The sequence below is a fragment of the Aliihoeflea sp. genome, assembly GCF_052435475.1.
In the GTDB taxonomy this organism is placed as follows: Bacteria; Pseudomonadota; Alphaproteobacteria; order Rhizobiales; family Rhizobiaceae; genus Aliihoeflea.
On sequence record NZ_JBQVMV010000027.1, the window covers coordinates 12,193 to 28,515 of the forward strand.

Sequence of the window (16,323 nt, forward strand, 5' to 3'; positions counted from 1 at the left end):
CCCGATAAAGCCGGCCCGGCCTGTAGCCGGACCAAAAAATGCTCACTCGTGCTCAATTGGCGCGGCGCATGAAGCCGGCAACCACGGAGACGCACAAAAGAACGATGAAAATGAAAAACAGGATCTGCGCAATGCCGGCAGACGCGCCGGCAATTCCGCCGAATCCCACGGCGCCCGCGATCAATGCGACGACTAAAAATACCAGGGCCCAATAGAGCATCTGCGTTCTCCCTGGATCGCCGCGGCCTTGCGCACGCTGAAGGCGATCCCAACTACCTGTGGAGCGTCGAAATCGCCGATCCGACACGGACCCGATCTCTCGCTCCGAACTGCCGCCGCCATCCGGATGCTCAACGCATCTTGGGGCGCGCTTGTTCCAGCGCGGGACAGGATCGAGCCCTGCCCCGCACGAAGCCTCGCCTCAGGCTGCCGCCTGCGACTGCCGGTCGAAGAACAGCGCCTGGCTGATGAGCGCCTTGACCATGTCCGGGTTGAACGGCTTGGTCACCAGGAAGGCCGGCTCGGGCCGCTCGCCGGTCAGGAGACGCTCGGGGAAGGCGGTGATGAAGATCACCGGAACGCTGGCCGAAGCCAGGATCTCGTTGACCGCATCGATGCCCGACGAGCCGTCGGCCAGTTGAATGTCGGCCAGGACCATCTTGGCGTTGCTGGTCTTGAAGAGCGCGGTCGCTTCCTTGTGGGTGCGGGCCGTGCCGACGACGCGGTGGCCGAGGCTCTCGACCATCTGCTCGATGTCCATCGCGATCAGCGGCTCGTCCTCGATGATGAGGATGTCGGTCGCGACCTGACGGGAAATCTCGTCGCTCGCCTGACCGAGGAGACGGGAGAACTCCTTCTGCTCGACATCGAGAACCTCAGCCGCCTCGCGTTCGCCGAAGCCTTCGACGGCGACCAACAGGAACGCCTGACGCGGGAGGGGCGCCAGCGAGGACAGGTTGGCGACGGCGCGGCTTTCCCACGGATTTGCGGGCATCTCGTCGGGGACGCGGACCGCGACCGAGGAAAACAGCTTGGTGAAGATGCGATAGAGCGCGATGCGGTCGGTAGACGCGGCCGGGAACACGCTCGGGTCTGCGATTATTGCTTCCAGCGTGGCGGCGACAAGCGCATCGCCACTGGTCTGTGAGCCGGAGACTGCGCGGGCAAACCGGCGCAAGAATGGCAAGTGCGGCGCTATCCTTGCGGACAAACTCATGATTGGACGTCTCCCTCAAGACATAAAGGCAGGAATTGCGGATCAGTAGCGCCCTTCAAACTCACCCGCAGCAAAAAAGTTCCGCAACAAGGAACGAATCGCGAGGTCTTAACGTTTGATATCGATTTTGCGTGCCGGCGGGGCGGTCCGGGCGCGAGAATATAGGCAACGAAAGACAGGGAAGCGACGCATGGCAATTGCCGCACGTTGGGCAGACCACGACAATTCAGGGGGCACCGAGGCAGACATGAAGCCGAACAAGGAACAGCCGGCAGTGACAGAGCGCACGGAGCCGCTGGGCTCGAATTCCGAGATCGGACGGAAGCTCAAACAATATTACGACGAACTCGTGACGGAAGAAGTCCCCGACCGATTCGCCGATCTCCTGAGGCAACTCGAAGATCGCGAAACAGGCGCCAGCGCTCGCAAGGGAGACTGACCATGGCTGCCGAAATCGACTTCAAGACCGGACTCCTCAGTGCGGTCCCGAGCCTTCGCGCGTTCGCCGTTTCGCTTTCGCAGAATTCCGACCGCGCGGACGATCTCGTCCAGGAGACGCTGGTCAAGGCGTGGGACAAGCAGTCCTCGTTCCAGCCGGGCACCAATCTTAAGGCATGGCTCTTCACGATCCTGCGCAACGAATTCTATTCGCAGATGCGCAAGCGCGGGCGCGAAGTGCAGGACAGCGACGGTGCGATGACCGCAAGGCTCGCGGTGCATCCCAGCCAGCACGGCTCGATGGATCTCGAAGACTTCCGCAATGCGCTGGAGCGCCTGCCGGAAGACCAGCGCGAGGCGATCATCCTGATCGGTGCGTCGGGCTTTTCCTACGAGGAAGCGGCCGAAATCTGCGAATGTGCCGTAGGCACGATCAAGAGCCGTGTCAGCCGCGCGCGTACGCGTTTGCAGGAGCTTTTGAAGGTTTCGGGAGAATCCGACTACGGGCCGGATTCGATCGCAGCGCAGGTGATGGGCTCAAACGCCGCCTGATACCGGCTGGCCCTGCCCCTGGTTCACCGCTTCGACGATGGCGGTGATCAGGGTGGGGCCGGCGTAGGGCTTGCCCACCACGCGGATACCTGGAAACGCTTCGAACAGGTTCTCGTTTTCCGCATAGCCGGTGGCGAAGACGAACGGCACGTTGTTGTCCTGAAGGGTCTTGGCGAATTCCACGGTGGATTCGCCGGCCAGCATTACGTCGACGATGGCGACGTTGATGCCACGGTCCCCGACAGGCTGGTCGCCCAGTTCCTTGAGCGTGCGCAGGATGATGACCTCTTCGGCACCATGATCCTGACACAACTGCTCGACATCCATTGCGATGAGGAACTCGTCCTCCATCACGAGAATGCGCAGATCCTTGAGGGGCTTCTCCGCCAAATTCGCTACTCCCGACATCGGGGCAATTGGCTTGCCGGACGGCGATGTGTCATTTAACTATGACATGTGCATCAGCTTTTGCGAATATATTTGATGGTCTAGGCCGTGCCCGCTGACAAGCGCCGCGCACCTCACTATAGATCGCAAAGGGACTTTTTTCTTTACCTCCTGGAGCCCGCCGGTGGCCGAGATCGCGATCCGTTCTGCAAGGAAATATCCTTGCGAGAAATGCCCGTTGCACGCGCGAGAAATCTTCCGGCGTTTCACCAAGCCAGAGCTCGAATTCATCAGCCGTTTCAAGAAGGGCGAGCTGACCGTGGACCGTGGCGCGACGGTGCTGGCGGAGGGCACGCGCAACCCGCATCTCTACACCGTCCTGCAAGGCTGGAGCTTTCGCTACAAGATGCTGCCGGACGGGCGCCGGCAGATCGTGAACTATGCGATGCCGGGCGATCTGCTCGGCCTTCAGGGCACGGTGACCGGCGAGATGGAGCATTCCGTCGAGGCGCTGTCGCCGATGATCCTGTGCGTCTTCGAGCGCGACGAATTGCTGACGCTCTACCGCGAGCATCCCGAACTCGCCTACGATATCACCTGGCTCTCCTCGCGCGAGGAGTGCATGCTCGACGAGAACATGCTCAGCGTCGGGCGGCGCAACGCTTCCGAGCGGCTCGCCTATCTGATCGCCTTCATCGTGCGCCGGTCGCAGGGGACCGGGCTCAATACGAACAAGACGCCGATCGAAATTCCGATCACCCAGCAGCATGTCGCCGACACGCTCGGCCTGTCACTCGTCCATACCAACAAGACGGTGCGCAAGCTGGCCGAACGTCAGTTGCTGCAATGGCGCGACCGGGGCTGCGTCGTGCTCGACCTCGAAGGCCTCGAGCGGCTGGCCGAGTGGTCGACCGACATGCACCTGAAGCCGCGCCCCTTCATTTAGCCGCCGTCACCCCGGCAGATTGGGTCCCTGCGGGCCCCAGCCGGGAATAAGGTTGCGGGCGATCGCATAGCCGACGAGCAAGGCGGGAATGGCGACGAAGCCGCCGATCGGGCCCCAGATCCAGATCCAGAAGGTCAGCGCGATCAGGACGACGAACGGGTTGAGCGTCATCATCCGGCCGATGACCATCGGCGTGACGAACTGCGCCTCCAACAGATTGACGGCGAGGTAGACGAGCGGTGGCATGAGGCTGCCCGAGATCGTGTCGAAGGTGACGAGGCCGACGGCGAACAGGATCGCCGCCATGATCGCCGGGCCGATATACATGACGAAGTTCAACAGGCCGGCGAGAATGCCCCACAAAGCGGGCGACGGCACGCCGGCCAGCCACAAGGCGCATGTGACCGCGACCGCCAGCGCCATGTTGATCGCGGTGATCGACAGGAGATAGCGCGAGACCAGCATCTCCACGTCGCGGAAAATGTGCGCGGTGCGCCAGCGCAGGCGGCGGCCGACGCACAGCTTGAGCACGGCAAGGCGCGTCGAATGGCGCGTGGCGATGAAGAAATAGAGGGTCGCCATGAAGATCAGCACCTGCGCGCCGATCGCCGGCGCGACTGTGATGAGGCTGTCCATCGGCGAGCCTTCCTCGACCGACACCGTCAGGCCGGTGTCGCCCGTCGCGTCACGCAGGCCGCCCTGGATGTCGCGCAGCGCCTCCATCGGCTCGCGCAGTTGCGACAGGCGCAGTTGCAGCTCCTGCCACATCTGCGGTCCGCGATCGGCCCAGTAGGATAGCGGGCCGACCAGCGCGAGCGCGATCAGGCAGACGCTGAAGACGAACAGGATGAAGACCAGAACGGCCGAGATATAGGGCGAGATGCCCCGCGCCTCGATCCGCGCGGCGACGGGGCCGAGCATCAGCCCGATGACGAGCGCGAATGCCACAGGCGCCAGGATGTAGCGGCCGAAATAGAGCGCGAAGCACAGTCCCAGCAGCCCAAGCACGATCAGCGCCATCTGCGAGCCCCGCTGCAGCACGATCTCGACATTCGACTTGGGCGGCAGGCGCACGATGGGCGAGCGCTTTTCGTATCTTTCTGATGGCACAGGCTTCCTCCGACACGAGCGGCAACGCGGCGCGGGATAATTTCGTTCCTGCTCATACAATGCTGGAACTGGACGAAGGCGCACACGTTGAGTGCTCGGCAACACGGAAACAGGAGAAAAATCCATGGCTTCACCCTCCACCACCGCCAAGGTTCGGGCCAACGACGCGAAGACCAAGGCCGAGCTCGAGGCAGAAATCGAGCGCCTGAAAGGCGATGTGACGAAGCTGAAGGACCAGCTCAGCGAGACCGGCCAGCGCACATACCATTCCGCGCAGCGCGCGGCGGCGTCTGGTCTGGAGAGCGTCAAGGCGCGCAGCGAAGCGGCTATCGAAGACATTCGCGGGCAGGCCAAGGATTACGAGGCGCAGCTCGAAGAAGCCGTGCGCGAAAAGCCGATCAGCTCGCTCGCCATCGCGGCTGGCGTCGGCTTCGTGCTCGCTCTCCTGACGCGCCGCTGAGCTGACGGATGTTCGGCACGCTCATCGCATCCATCGTAGCCGGCGAGACGGCCGATATCATCGGACGCACGAAGCGTTCGGCCATCGCCTATGCGATCGCCGGACTGCTCGTTCTGTTCGGGGTGATGTTCGGGCTGATCGCGCTTTACGTCTGGATAGCGGGCCACTGGGGGCCGATCACGGCGGCACTAGCACTGGCCGGAGCCTTCGTCGTGCTCGCGATCCTCGTGGTCGTCATCCACGGTTCAACGGCCAAACGCCAGGCGCGCGAAGCCGCCAAGCGCCGCTCCGTCGATGCCAAGGCGATCGCCACGACGGCGGCAGTCGCCGCGCTGCCTGCGCTTCTGGCGCGACGCGGTTCGGCGGTGGCGCTCATCGTGCCCGTGCTCGGGATGGTCGGCTACCTGATCTACAAGGAAAATGCCGGGCCGAAAGGCGGTCGCCGTCCACGCGCCCCGCTCGATCGGCCATAACAGGAAGAGGGAAACGCCATGGATGACAAGGTCAAGGTCAATCCCACGGAAGCCCGGCAGGGCCGCCGCGGCACGCATGTTCTGACGATCCTCATCGTCGCACTCATTCTGGCCGCCATCGTCGGCTGGGCGGTGGGCCTCTTCGGCGGCGCCATCGAGCCCGAGGAGCCGGTGGGCGGCGCGCCGACCGAACAGCCGGTCGAAGCGCCGGGCGGCGTCGACACGCCCGTCGAGGGCGAGCCGGCCCAGTAAGAATCCGGACCGACAGACGAACACGAAAAGGGGCGCACGCTGCGCCCCTTTTTCATGCCTGCTTGCCCTGGCCCAATCAGGCCTCATCGGCGGCAGCCGGCCGGAGCACCTTCAGGGCGCCGGGATGAATCTTGACCTCGACCTTCGGCTCGAGCTTGCACAGTTCGCCGTCGATCACGCATCGGAACTTCCGGTGCGACGACAGGATGTGCATCGTCACCGATTTCGTCTGGTGAATTTCGACCTGGTCGTTGGATTTCCACCTGCCCAGCGCCATCATGGCCAGGAAGGCGAACATCTCGCGGCGCGAGCGCGCCTTGGTCACATATATGCCGAGCGTGCCGCCATCCGGCGTATCGGTGTAGGGGATATGGCCTTCGCCGTAGAGATTGTTGGTGATGCCGATTGACGAGGTGCGTGCCTCGACTTCCGTCCCGCCCGGCATTTCGAGCCGGACGCGGATGCGGGGCGGATTGAGGACCGTATCGACCGCCGCCTGCGCCGACGCCCTGATCTTGCCGAGGCGCGAGGCGAATTCGCGCTGCTCGCGCAGATGGACGAGCTTGGCATGCATGCCGACGGAATATTGATGGACGAAGGGACGGCCGTTCGCCGTCGCGATGTCGACATCGGCGGTCGGCGCTGTTGCGAGCGCGTCGAGCGCCTGGCTGAGATCGAGCGGTATCAGGAGGCTGCGGGCGAAGAGGTTCATCGTGCCGGCCGGCAGGACCGCTAGCACCTTGCCGGTCTTCATCAGCTTGGCCGCGGCGCCCGACACGCTGCCATCCCCGCCGCCGATCAGCACGCCCTCGACCGTGTCGTCCGCGACCGCCTTGTCGAGTTCGGCCTCGAGCTCCTTGCCGGGCACGAGCGCGATGTCGACGGTGTGACCGCCGGCCGCGAACTTTTGCTCGATGTCGGCCGCAAGCGCGTCGGTGTCCGCGGTGCGGAGCGTACCGCCCTCGCTGTTCAGGATTGCCTTGAAGTGCAATTCGTCACCCTTTCACGTCTGGCAAAGATGCTTGCCGGCGGGGAAATGGGCGAGGTGTCGCGTGGTTCCGTTACGTGCTCGCGGAATCGTGTTCAACCATCGATTTCGGCGGAACATCTCATGGAAAGTGGCGTTGTGACACTGTGAAAGGCCGCGACACCCGCCCCCTGCGAAAAGTTCGGACATCGCGGCCGTGCAATGGAACATGCACAAGGAGAGAATTACCATGATCCGCACCCTTTTGGCGACTACCGCAATTGCAACTCTGCTTTCGACCGGCGCCTTCGCTCAGACGACCGCTCCGGAAACCGCCACCGATCCGGCCATGGCTTCGGCCACCGAGGCTCCGGCTGATGCTGCCGAAACGCCCGGCCCCGAGCCTGTCGAAGGCCATCTGGCCACCAACATCATCGGCGAGAACGTCTATAATGGCGTTGCCGACGATGCCGAGAACATCGGCTCCGTCAACGACATCGTGCTTGACGCAGACGGCCAGGCTTCGCTGATCGTCGTGGGCGTCGGCGGCTTCCTCGGCCTCGGCCAGAAGGATGTCGCTCTCGAATACGATTCGCTCGAATGGGCGCAGCGTGAGGACGGCACAACCTGGCTGGTCGTATCGGCCACGCGTGAGCAGCTCGAGCAGCAGGAAGAGTTCGACCGCGATGCCTATGACCCGGATGATGCCGAGGGCATGGCTGCAACGGGTGCGGCGACCGGCGCTGCAACCGGCGCGGCAGCGACCACCGACACGGCGGCCGAAGCGGTTGACGACACGGCTGACGCCGCTGGCGAAATGGCCGACGATGCCGGCGACAGCATGGCCGAGACGGCGGATGACGCTGGCGACGCGATGACGGACGACACGGCTGCGACCGACGATGCTGCCGAGACCGACGACATGGCCGCCGCTCCGGCTGAAGACGATGCCGCCACGGACGACACGGCGACCGCCGCCATCGATCGCGCCACGCTGACGGAAGTCGACGCTGCCGGTCTGTCGGCCGACGAACTCATCGGCACGACCGTCTATGGCGCCGATGACGAGAATGTCGGCTCGATCGAGGACGTCGTCCTCGAAGGCGATGCCGTTGACTTCGTCACCATCGACGTCGGTGGCTTCCTCGGCCTGGGTGCCAAGACGGTTGCCGTCGACATGGACAACCTCGCCTTCATGACGGACGAGGATGGCGAGATGTATCTCTACACCTCGTTCACGGAAGAGCAGCTCGAAGCTCAGCCGGAATATGACGAGGCGACCTTTGCCGATGCGCGTGACGAGCAGCTTCTCGTCAACCCCGCGAACTAATCGCTGGACGGCGAGCGATCGCCGGACTTCGAGACGGAAAGGCCCGGGATTTCCCGGGCCTTTTCCATTGCGCAGCTCACTGGCGCGGAAGCGGCGCGAACGGACCTCGCGGCCCCTCGTCGGTCAGTTCGCCGAGCGCCAGCGACTGGTCGAGATGGGCCGCACGCCAGGAAAGCAGCCGTTCAAGCATGTCGACATGAATGTCGCGATAGTCCGGGTGGCGCGAACGGTCGACGGTTTCGGACGGGTCGGTCGCAAGATCGAATAGCAGGGACGGCCCCGCGGCGAAGTGGACGAGCTTGTAGCGCTCGCCGCGCAGGACCGCGAGATTGGCGGTGCGCTGCGAGGCAGGCATGCGCTTCGACGAGCCGCCGGGACCGGTCCGGAAATCGAACTCGACATGGGCTTCCGTGCGCCAATCGTCGGGCAACTTGCCATCGAGAAACGGCGCGAGGCTGCGGCCATCGAGCCATGGCTGCGGCGGCAGGTCCATCAGGTCGAGCAGCGTCGGGAACAGATCGACCGCTTCGGTGAAGCGCGTGACCCCTGCCCTGCCCGGCTTGCCCCGCGGATCGCGGATGACGAGCGGCACGTGGTAGCTGCCGTCGAAATAACCGCCCTTGCCGAGCAAGTGATGATCGCCCATCAGTTCGGCGTGGTCGCTGGTCAGGATGACGATCGTGTCGTCCCACTGGCCGGTCGCCTTCAGGTGATCGAAGAGCCGGCCGAGTTGCGCATCGACCTCGGAGATCATGCCGTAATAAAGCGCCTTGATCTGCCGGAAATCGGCTTCGCCGAGATCGTGCACCTTGCCTTTGCGGCCGGGCAGGAACTTGCCCGTCTTCGTGCGGTCGAGTTCGGCGGCGACGAAGGGATGGACGCCTGCTTCCGACGCCGGATCGGCGGCGCGGGCGAAGCTGCCGCAATTGGCCGGGTCGTACATCGTGTCGTAGGGCGCTGGCACCGCGAAGGGTGGATGCGGGCGGATGAAGGAGAGATGCGCGAACCAGCCCGCCTCCTGCGCCCCGTGCCAGCGCATGAAGGATTCGGTCATGTACGCAGTCTCGGTCTGGTCGGCGGAATAGACGGGCGAGGACGCGTCGATCGCCTTCGACCCGTTGGCGGGCCGGTGGATGTCGGGCGAGCCCATCGAGACGTCGATGCCCTGCGCGCCAAGCCAGGCGAGCCACTGGCGCTGGTGCTCGGGCAGCAACTGCCCGACGGAAAAGCCCGGCAGGATGCCTTCATAGCCCTTCAGCGCAGGGTCGTTCGTGTGATGGTGGCGCGGGTCGGGGGCGACGTCGGTATAGCCGAATAGCGTCGGATCGTAGCCGGCGCGGCGGGCGGCGCGGGCGATGTTGTCATGACGATCATCGAGCGGCGTACCGTTGCGGCAGACGCGATTGTTCGTCTGGTAGAGGCCGGTATAGATGCAGGCGCGGGCCGGCGCACAGGGCGCGGCATTGGCGAAATGGCGCAGGAACACAGTGCCCTCGCCCGCCAGCCGGTCGACATTCGGCGTTTTCACCACGTTGTTGCCGGCGATCCCAAGCGCGTCGCCGCGCCACTGGTCGCAGGTGATGAACAGGATGTTGGGACGCGACTTCCGCCTGGCCATGACGCTCTCCGGTTGAACAATATCAAGTTGATTGTTCGATAATAGAGAACGGTCCATTCTGCCGAACGGCCTTTCAATCCGCCCCCGATGGCCGACATATGGCCCATGGATCACGCACGGCGCAATCGCCGCGCAAGCTGAGGGAAAGGGTATCGACATGATCGACCAGATCAAGGGGCTCCACCACGTCACCGCGATGGCGCGCGACGCGCGCGAGAACAACCGCTTCTATACCGACACGCTCGGCCTTCGCCGGGTGAAGAAGACCGTCAATTTCGACGCGCCGGACGTCTACCACCTCTACTACGCCGACGGCGCCGGCACGCCGGGAACGGTGATGACCTATTTCCCCTTCCCCAATGCCGCGCGCGGCCGGCCGGGAACGGGCGAGGTCGGCACGACCGTCTTTTCGGTGCCGGAAGGCTCGCTGCCCTTCTGGGAAAAGCGGCTGGCGGAGAAGGGCGTCGCCGGCATCAAGCCGTCGAACCGCTTCGGCGAGAACGTCCTGCGCTTCGAAGGACCGGACGGCGATGGGCTGGCGCTGGTCGAGACCAGCGGCGACGGGCGCGCGCCGTGGACCGGCAATGGCGTTTCCGCCGACCATGCCATTCGCGGCTTCCGCTCGGTGTCGATGCGGCTGCGCGACACGGAACGCCAGGCCGAGCTCCTGACCGCCATGGGCTACAAGGAGACGGCCAAGGAAGGCGCGGTGCGCCGCTTCGTCGTGGAAGGCGGCAACGAGGCCAACATCGTCGACCTCGAGGCGCATCCGATGTTGAACCCTGCCCAGCAGGGCGCGGGCTCGGTGCACCACGTCGCCTTCGCGGTCGACAACCGCGACGCGCAGCTTGCCGTGCGCAAGGCGCTGATGGAAACCGGCCAGCAGATCACGCCGGTCATCGATCGCGACTATTTCTACGCGATCTATTTCCGCACGCCGGGCGGCGTCCTGTTCGAGGTGGCGACCAACGAGCCGGGCTTCGACCGCGACGAGGATGCCGCGCATCTGGGCGAGGCGTTGAAGCTGCCCAAGCAGCACGAGCATTTGCGGCCCTATCTGGAACAGAACCTGCAACCGATCGACAGGTGAGCGACATGACCATCGAAAGCTACAAGCACCGGATCGAGGACGGGGGCGCCAATGCCCCCCTCTTCTTCACCTTCCACGGCACGGGCGGCGACGAGCACCAGTTTCCCGATCTCGCCCGCGACCTGATGCCCTCCGCCACCATCGTCTCCCCGCGCGGCGATGTTTCGGAGGGCGGCGCGCTGCGCTTCTTCCGCCGCACGGCCGAGGGCGTCTACGACATGGAGGACCTCGCAGTCCGCACCGGGCGCATGGCAGGTTTCATCGAGGCGGTCGTCGCCGAGCGCCAGCCGAGCGCCGTGGTCGGGCTCGGCTATTCGAACGGGGCGAACATTCTCGCCTCGGTCATCTTCGCGCGGCCGGATCTCTTCGACGGCGCCGTGCTGATGCACCCGCTGATCCCGTTCCAGCCGCAGGTGGAGGGTTCGCTGTCCGGCAAATCCATCCTGATCACTGCCGGGCGGAAGGACCCGATCTGTCCGCCGAACCTGACCAACCGGCTGGAAAGCTATCTGCAAGGGCTCGACGCCGGTGTCGAGACGGTCTGGCATGACGGGGCGCATGAAGTGCGGCCGGTCGAAATCGAGGCGGCGCGGCAGTTTCTGCGCAAATGGGAGATCGACCGATGAGTGATGTCGAACGCGAGGACGGAAGTTCCAAGGGCCGCTACGTCTTCAGGGGCGCCGAAGGCGCCGTGGCCGAGATGACCTATTCCAAGGTCGGTGCGAGCCAGATCATCATCGATCATACGGAAGTGCCGGACGCGTTTCGCGGACAGGGCGTCGGGCTGAAGCTCGTCGAACAGGCCGTCGCGGACGCGCGGGCCGAGGGCAAGACCATCATCCCGCTCTGCCCGTTCGCCGCGGCGCAGTTCCGCAAACATGCCGAATGGGGCGACGTCCTGAAACGGTGACTGGGCTTTCCTTCGCGGACGGGCGCCATAGGTCAGTGGAAGCCCCAACGCGAAGGAGTACGTCATGGAGAATGTCTACAAGAAGATCGAGATCGTCGGTTCGTCGAAGACGTCGATCGAGGATGCGATCCAGGGTGCCGTGACCCGTGCGAGCAGCACTTTGAACAATGTCGACTGGTTCGAAGTCAGCGAGATCCGCGGTCATGTCGAAAACGGCAAGATCGCGCACTACCAGGTCGGCATGAAGATCGGCTTCAAGCTCGAATAGGTCACTTGCCGGCCGTTTCCACTACCCGGGAGCAGATCCGGGAGGCGTCGAGCAAGCCGGCGCCGTAGACAGGATCGCGCCCCGGATCACCGATGTCGGCAGCGTCCGCGATCAGGCGGCGCTCCAGTTCGGCCGGTGACAGGTCGCCATCTGCGGCGAGCATCATCGACAGGGTTGCGGTGACGAAGGGCGCCGCGAAAGAGGTGCCGGTCTTGGTACGGGCGCCCGAGATGGAAGCGGCTGTCCAGATGTCGACGCCGGGCGCGGCGACATCGACATGGTCGCCCTGCACCGCGCGCCGATAGACGCGGCCACGGCCATCGACGGCAGTGACGGCGATCACGCCGGGATACGCCGCCGGAAATCTCGGTTCGGCGCGCGCGCCGTCATTTCCGACCGCGGCCACGATCGCGATATCGGCGCCGACCACGGCCCTCACCATTCGCTCCAGAACCCGGTTGTCCTCGCCCGCGAGGCTCAGATTGACGATGCGGACCTGCCGTTCGACCAGGAGGTCGAGCGCGCGCACGACATCATAGGCGGCGGCGCGCTCGGCCTGGCCCTCGCCGACAAAGGCGTCGACGGCGACGAGACGTGCGTCGGGCACCATCCCGCGCGCGCGCGCCGCCACGCGCCCGACCAGCAGCGCGGCAACCGCAGTGCCGTGCTGAAGACCCGACGGCGGCTCGGCCTCGTTGGAAATCCGCACGACGTCCAGATCGGCGCCCTCGAAGATCGCATGCGCCGGATTGATGCCGGTATCGACCATGCCGATCGCGACCGGCCCGGAACAGTTCCGCGCGTCGACCGGCCAGTTGACCATTTCCAGCGGCGGGCAGGCCGGGCCCTCGCAGGCCGGCGATGAGCCGGCCGCGCTGGCGCGGTAGAAATGATTGAAGTCCGCGCTCGCCTCGTCATTGATCGCCCGGACGGCGTCGCGGGCCTCGTCGAGTGAGAGCCCGTCGGGAATGCGCAGCTTCACAATGGTCTGGTCCAGCGCTTCGAGGCGCTCCTGCGACAGGATCGCATAGCCGGCCGCTTCGAGCGTGGCCCCGTCATCGGCAGTGAGGCCGATCGCGACGATCTCGCGTTCGGCTTGGGCCGGCAACGGTGCCGGCTGCGCGCGAACGCGGCGCGGTTGACGCTGGCGCGCGCCGCCGAAGGGGCGCAGAAGCTGGCGCAGGAACCGCGGAGGGCGCGTTCCGCCGCCTCGCAGACCGGACGCCCCGCCCCCGCCTTCGCCGGCGAACGCGCCGCCGTCGTCACCGTCATCGCCGTCATCGGCAAAGGCGGTCGCGGCGACGAGTTGCAGGCCGGCGTCCGGAACGACGGGGCTGGCAGCGAGAAGCAATGCGATCATGCACGCCGCGAACGGCTTCGACACGCGTTTCACCTTGTCCACCTTCATTCGATTTGCCGGCATCGGCGCGCCGGAATAAGAGTCGCTCTGGAAACGTTGGCGAAGAGCACATATTCCTGTGCGTCGAAATTTGTTTTGCAGACAGGCGAGCGATGACGAGCCCTCCCAGCGATATCGGCGACCAGCTCATCGCGTTCCTGCCCAACATGCGCCGGTTCGCATTGTCGCTGTCGCGTGCGCCGGACGTCGCGGACGACCTCGTGCAGCAGGCCTGCGAACGAGCGCTTGCCAGTTCGGCGAGTTTCGAGCTGGGCACCCGCTTCGACGCGTGGATGTTCCGCATCATCCGCAACCTGTGGATCGACCGGACGCGCCGGCAGAAGACCGCCGGCCCCAGCGAAGACGTCTATGAGCGGCACGATCTGATGGGCGAGGACGGGCAGCAGGTGGCCGATGCCCGCCAGGAGCTGTCATCGGTCAGGGACGCGCTCGAGGCGATGCCGGAAGACCAGCGCGCGATCATCATGCTCGTCTGCGTCGACGATCTTTCGTATCGCGATGCCGCAGAGGTGCTGAACGTGCCGATCGGCACCGTGATGAGCCGACTGGCGCGGGCGCGCAAAAGACTGGCCGAGCTGACGGGAATAAACCCGGTGCCGGGTCGTTCTACCGGTGCGAGGGATTGAAACCATGATCGAACCGATGATTTTTGACGACGAAACATTGATGGCCTTCGCCGATGGCGAACTGGACGAAGCGACGACTAAGGCCGTCGAGCGCGCGATGGAAACCGACGATGCGCTGGTGATGCGCGTCGCCGAATTCATCGAAACGCGCGCAACGGCACGCGAGGCCTTCACGCCGGCCGAGCCCGTTCCCGCCGCTCTCGACGCAGCGGTGCGCGACATGGTCGAGCGTCATCGCGCGGCCGAACAGCCGGCGTCGAACGTCGTCTCGCTCGGCGCAGCACGCACGAGGCGCTTCGGCTTCGCGCAGCAATCCTGGCAATTGCCGCTCGCCGCCTCGCTGGCGACGGCGATCGCGGCCGGGTTCATCGGCTACCAACTCGGGCAGAGCCCCGGCGCGGCGCCGGTCGAACCGGGCCTTAGCGGATTTTCGAGCGCGGAAATCGCATCCGTTCTCGACAGCGCCGCTTCGGGCGACGAGGTGGCCATCGCCGATGGCTCTGGGCGCGTGCGGCTGATCTCCTCCTTCAACGAACAGAGCGGCGCGCTTTGCCGCGAATACGAGGTCGACCGCAGCGCCGGCGCGTCGGTCGTCGCGGTTTCGTGCCGGGACGAAAGCGACTGGTCGATGCGGTTCGCGGTGGCGGCTCCGGCCGGCGGCGACGGCTATGCGCCCGCCTCCTCGCTCGACGCGCTCGAAGCCTATCTCGGTGCGATCGAAGCCGGACCGGCGCTGACGGCGGAAGAAGAACGCGCTGCCCTCGACGCGGCGGCGCGCTAAACCGTCCGCGCGAGACCCTTTTCCATCAGCCGCGAAATGAGGCCGGCAAGATCGGCCTCGATGCGCGTGCGCTCGATCTCGGGATAGGCTTCGGCGAGTTCGTCGGCGAGGTCGAGCGGGGCGACCGGAGCGGCGAGCGCTTCCCAGATCGCGGCACCCAGCGCATCCAGCGCGAAGATGCCGCCGCCCGAACGATCAGCGAGAAACGCGCCGCCATCGCCCGTCGGCTGGAGAACGACGTCACCTGTGCGGACGATGGTGCCCGAAGGGAGGCTCGTCTGTGCCGGCACATCGTCGCTCGATGCGACGCGCGGGGTGCCGGGGCGCAGTGCAGCGTGAGCCGTCGCGAGATCCGCCGATGCCAGCCGCGCGAGCAATCTGCGGGCGTCGGCAAGGGTTTCGTAGCGCAGGAGGAAGGCCGGGCACCTGGCCGCAAGCCGGTCGATGCGCCCGAGCACGATGTCGGACGGCGCGGCATTGCCGAAATTCTGGACGAGCAGGATCTTCATCGCCTGTCCGGGCGTGACTGCAAGCAGTTCGGGCTGGATGCCGCGCGCGCGTTCCAGAAAAACGAAGGCGCTCGCGTCGCGACGTTCGCCGAAGCGGGCAAGGCGCGCCGGCGGCAGCGCGAGATAGCGATAGTGGCCGTCGTCGGGCCCCTTGTGACGCCAGGCGTCGAAGGCGAAGCGGCGACTGAGCGCGCGCGGCAGGGGCACGCGCAGGCGTGGCGCGACGCCCGAGGCGACGAGCGCCCCGACGCCGTCCCGGCAGTCGACCGGCACGATGTCGTCGGCGATGATCCGCGCACCGCAGAAGGCGAGCGCCGCCGTCAGCGTGCTCTTGCCAGCGCGGTGCGTGGACGGAAAGACGAAGTCGCGACCGGCGAGCGAAACCGCGCTGGCATGCAGGCACAGCATCGACGGGTCAGGCTCGACCATGCGGTTGAGCAGGATCACGACGAGGCTGCAGGCGGCGCTGACGGCGCTCGGCTCGGTGAAAGTCCGGCGCTCCGGTTCGTCGATGACGAAGCCCGCGCCGCTACGGCGCACTTCGAGGAAGGGGTCGCACGAATCCGACACTTCGGTCCACGACCAGCCGGAGGTGACCCGTTTCAAGATCGCCAGAACGGGCTCGGAATCGACGAAGCGCACCGGGCGGTCGACCAGCGCGCAGGAGTGGTTTGCAGGCATCGTGATGTCCCTCACGCTTGCGGACCGGCCGGAAATCGTCCGGCCGGTCCGCATGTCCAGACGGGTCAGTTGAAGCCGAAGGCACGGCCGATGCTGCGGCCCATGTCCTGCAGGCCGCGGCCGAAATTGTCGACCGCCTGGCCGGCGCCGCGACCGAAGGAGCCGCCACGGCCAGCGCGTCCGCCCGATCCGCCGAAGCCACCCCGGCCGCCGGACCCGCGACCGCCGGAACCGCGACCGCCCGAACCACCGAAGCCGCCGCCGAAGCCGCCACCACCCGAGCCGGCAC

General features: G+C 65.6%; 22 protein-coding genes. 13 read left to right on the forward strand and 9 right to left on the reverse strand.

The annotated features are described in order from the left end of the window. Nucleotides 1-52: 52 nt before the first annotated feature. Nucleotides 53-220 carry a DUF1328 domain-containing protein gene (locus tag ACT6QU_RS18555; protein ID WP_024588427.1) on the reverse strand — a complete coding sequence of 56 codons (168 nt, stop codon included), beginning with the start codon at nucleotides 218-220 and terminating at the stop codon, nucleotides 53-55. A 201-nt stretch (nucleotides 221-421) separates the two neighbouring features. Further along, nucleotides 422-1,216 (reverse strand): response regulator, encoded by a 795-nt coding sequence (locus tag ACT6QU_RS18560; protein ID WP_444564260.1) that lies wholly within the window; start codon nucleotides 1,214-1,216, stop codon nucleotides 422-424. Between the two features lie 247 nt (nucleotides 1,217-1,463). Here ACT6QU_RS18560 and ACT6QU_RS18565 point away from each other — a divergent pair, with 247 nt between their 5' ends. Beyond that, a complete protein-coding gene (locus ACT6QU_RS18565) occupies nucleotides 1,464-1,655 on the forward strand; it encodes a NepR family anti-sigma factor (protein ID WP_444564338.1) in 192 nt (63 codons plus the stop codon). A 2-nt stretch (nucleotides 1,656-1,657) separates the two neighbouring features. Then, a complete protein-coding gene (locus ACT6QU_RS18570) occupies nucleotides 1,658-2,206 on the forward strand; it encodes a sigma-70 family RNA polymerase sigma factor (RefSeq protein WP_024588430.1) in 549 nt (182 codons plus the stop codon). Here the strand turns inward: ACT6QU_RS18570 and ACT6QU_RS18575 are convergent. Next, the gene (locus tag ACT6QU_RS18575; protein ID WP_444564259.1) at nucleotides 2,192-2,596 is read right to left on the reverse strand and encodes a response regulator; all 405 of its coding nucleotides are present in this window, start codon (nucleotides 2,594-2,596) and stop codon (nucleotides 2,192-2,194) included. The two genes, ACT6QU_RS18570 and ACT6QU_RS18575, sit on opposite strands and share 15 nt — an antisense overlap. 235 nt (nucleotides 2,597-2,831) lie before the next feature. On the opposite strand from ACT6QU_RS18575, the gene ACT6QU_RS18580 reads away from it, so the two are divergent. Further along, nucleotides 2,832-3,539 carry a Crp/Fnr family transcriptional regulator gene (locus ACT6QU_RS18580; RefSeq protein WP_444564258.1) on the forward strand — a complete coding sequence of 236 codons (708 nt, stop codon included), beginning with the start codon at nucleotides 2,832-2,834 and terminating at the stop codon, nucleotides 3,537-3,539. A gap of 6 nt (nucleotides 3,540-3,545) precedes the next feature. On the opposite strand, the gene ACT6QU_RS18585 is transcribed toward ACT6QU_RS18580, so the two are convergent. Then, the gene (locus ACT6QU_RS18585) at nucleotides 3,546-4,649 is read right to left on the reverse strand and encodes an AI-2E family transporter (RefSeq protein ID WP_024588433.1); all 1,104 of its coding nucleotides are present in this window, start codon (nucleotides 4,647-4,649) and stop codon (nucleotides 3,546-3,548) included. A 124-nt stretch (nucleotides 4,650-4,773) separates the two neighbouring features. On the opposite strand from ACT6QU_RS18585, the gene ACT6QU_RS18590 reads away from it, so the two are divergent. Genes ACT6QU_RS18590 through ACT6QU_RS18600 form a run of 3 tightly spaced genes read left to right on the forward strand, consistent with a single transcriptional unit; the run spans nucleotide 4,774 to nucleotide 5,834 of the window. Next, on the forward strand, nucleotides 4,774-5,109 hold the full coding sequence (locus tag ACT6QU_RS18590; protein ID WP_024588434.1) for a DUF883 family protein: 336 nt from the start codon (nucleotides 4,774-4,776) through the stop codon (nucleotides 5,107-5,109). 8 nt (nucleotides 5,110-5,117) lie between these two features. Further along, nucleotides 5,118-5,582 (forward strand): hypothetical protein, encoded by a 465-nt coding sequence (locus ACT6QU_RS18595; RefSeq protein ID WP_444564257.1) that lies wholly within the window; start codon nucleotides 5,118-5,120, stop codon nucleotides 5,580-5,582. An 18-nt stretch (nucleotides 5,583-5,600) separates the two neighbouring features. Further along, nucleotides 5,601-5,834 carry a hypothetical protein gene (locus ACT6QU_RS18600; RefSeq protein ID WP_024588436.1) on the forward strand — a complete coding sequence of 78 codons (234 nt, stop codon included), beginning with the start codon at nucleotides 5,601-5,603 and terminating at the stop codon, nucleotides 5,832-5,834. Nucleotides 5,835-5,910: 76 nt separating this feature from the next. Here ACT6QU_RS18600 and ACT6QU_RS18605 read toward each other — a convergent pair whose 3' ends face one another. Beyond that, complete coding sequence (locus ACT6QU_RS18605) at nucleotides 5,911-6,825, reverse strand: diacylglycerol/lipid kinase family protein (protein ID WP_444564256.1); 915 nt, start codon at nucleotides 6,823-6,825, stop codon at nucleotides 5,911-5,913. A 226-nt stretch (nucleotides 6,826-7,051) separates the two neighbouring features. Between ACT6QU_RS18605 and ACT6QU_RS18610 the strand changes: the two genes are divergently transcribed. Beyond that, nucleotides 7,052-8,131 carry a PRC-barrel domain-containing protein gene (locus ACT6QU_RS18610; RefSeq protein ID WP_444564255.1) on the forward strand — a complete coding sequence of 360 codons (1,080 nt, stop codon included), beginning with the start codon at nucleotides 7,052-7,054 and terminating at the stop codon, nucleotides 8,129-8,131. 76 nt (nucleotides 8,132-8,207) lie between these two features. On the opposite strand, the gene ACT6QU_RS18615 is transcribed toward ACT6QU_RS18610, so the two are convergent. After that, nucleotides 8,208-9,749 (reverse strand): sulfatase-like hydrolase/transferase, encoded by a 1,542-nt coding sequence (locus tag ACT6QU_RS18615; protein WP_444564254.1) that lies wholly within the window; start codon nucleotides 9,747-9,749, stop codon nucleotides 8,208-8,210. 157 nt (nucleotides 9,750-9,906) lie between these two features. Between ACT6QU_RS18615 and ACT6QU_RS18620 the strand changes: the two genes are divergently transcribed. From ACT6QU_RS18620 to ACT6QU_RS18635, 4 genes are all read left to right on the forward strand, one after another. Next, nucleotides 9,907-10,839 (forward strand): VOC family protein, encoded by a 933-nt coding sequence (locus ACT6QU_RS18620; RefSeq protein ID WP_444564253.1) that lies wholly within the window; start codon nucleotides 9,907-9,909, stop codon nucleotides 10,837-10,839. Nucleotides 10,840-10,844: 5 nt separating this feature from the next. Next, nucleotides 10,845-11,465: an alpha/beta hydrolase gene (locus tag ACT6QU_RS18625; protein WP_444564252.1), complete on the forward strand. Its 621-nt coding sequence runs from the start codon at nucleotides 10,845-10,847 to the stop codon at nucleotides 11,463-11,465. Further along, nucleotides 11,462-11,749 (forward strand): GNAT family N-acetyltransferase, encoded by a 288-nt coding sequence (locus ACT6QU_RS18630; protein ID WP_444564251.1) that lies wholly within the window; start codon nucleotides 11,462-11,464, stop codon nucleotides 11,747-11,749. The genes ACT6QU_RS18625 and ACT6QU_RS18630 overlap by 4 nt, the downstream gene beginning before the upstream one ends. A 64-nt stretch (nucleotides 11,750-11,813) precedes the next feature. Further along, complete coding sequence (locus ACT6QU_RS18635; RefSeq protein WP_024588443.1) at nucleotides 11,814-12,017, forward strand: dodecin; 204 nt, start codon at nucleotides 11,814-11,816, stop codon at nucleotides 12,015-12,017. 1 nt (nucleotide 12,018) lies between these two features. Here ACT6QU_RS18635 and ACT6QU_RS18640 read toward each other — a convergent pair whose 3' ends face one another. Beyond that, on the reverse strand, nucleotides 12,019-13,425 hold the full coding sequence (locus tag ACT6QU_RS18640; protein WP_444564250.1) for a S8 family serine peptidase: 1,407 nt from the start codon (nucleotides 13,423-13,425) through the stop codon (nucleotides 12,019-12,021). A gap of 104 nt (nucleotides 13,426-13,529) precedes the next feature. Between ACT6QU_RS18640 and ACT6QU_RS18645 the strand changes: the two genes are divergently transcribed. Continuing rightward, nucleotides 13,530-14,063, forward strand: a complete 534-nt coding sequence (locus tag ACT6QU_RS18645) for an RNA polymerase sigma factor (RefSeq protein WP_444564249.1) — start codon at nucleotides 13,530-13,532, stop codon at nucleotides 14,061-14,063. Nucleotides 14,064-14,067: 4 nt separating this feature from the next. Continuing rightward, nucleotides 14,068-14,844 carry an anti-sigma factor family protein gene (locus ACT6QU_RS18650; RefSeq protein ID WP_444564248.1) on the forward strand — a complete coding sequence of 259 codons (777 nt, stop codon included), beginning with the start codon at nucleotides 14,068-14,070 and terminating at the stop codon, nucleotides 14,842-14,844. Here the strand turns inward: ACT6QU_RS18650 and ACT6QU_RS18655 are convergent. Both ACT6QU_RS18655 and ACT6QU_RS18660 read right to left on the reverse strand, forming a co-directional pair. Next, on the reverse strand, nucleotides 14,841-16,034 hold the full coding sequence (locus tag ACT6QU_RS18655) for a PqqD family peptide modification chaperone (RefSeq protein WP_444564247.1): 1,194 nt from the start codon (nucleotides 16,032-16,034) through the stop codon (nucleotides 14,841-14,843). The two genes, ACT6QU_RS18650 and ACT6QU_RS18655, sit on opposite strands and share 4 nt — an antisense overlap. A 65-nt stretch (nucleotides 16,035-16,099) precedes the next feature. Further along, a partial coding sequence (locus ACT6QU_RS18660; RefSeq protein ID WP_444837012.1) for a hypothetical protein occupies nucleotides 16,100-16,323 on the reverse strand: 224 nt, incomplete at its 5' end.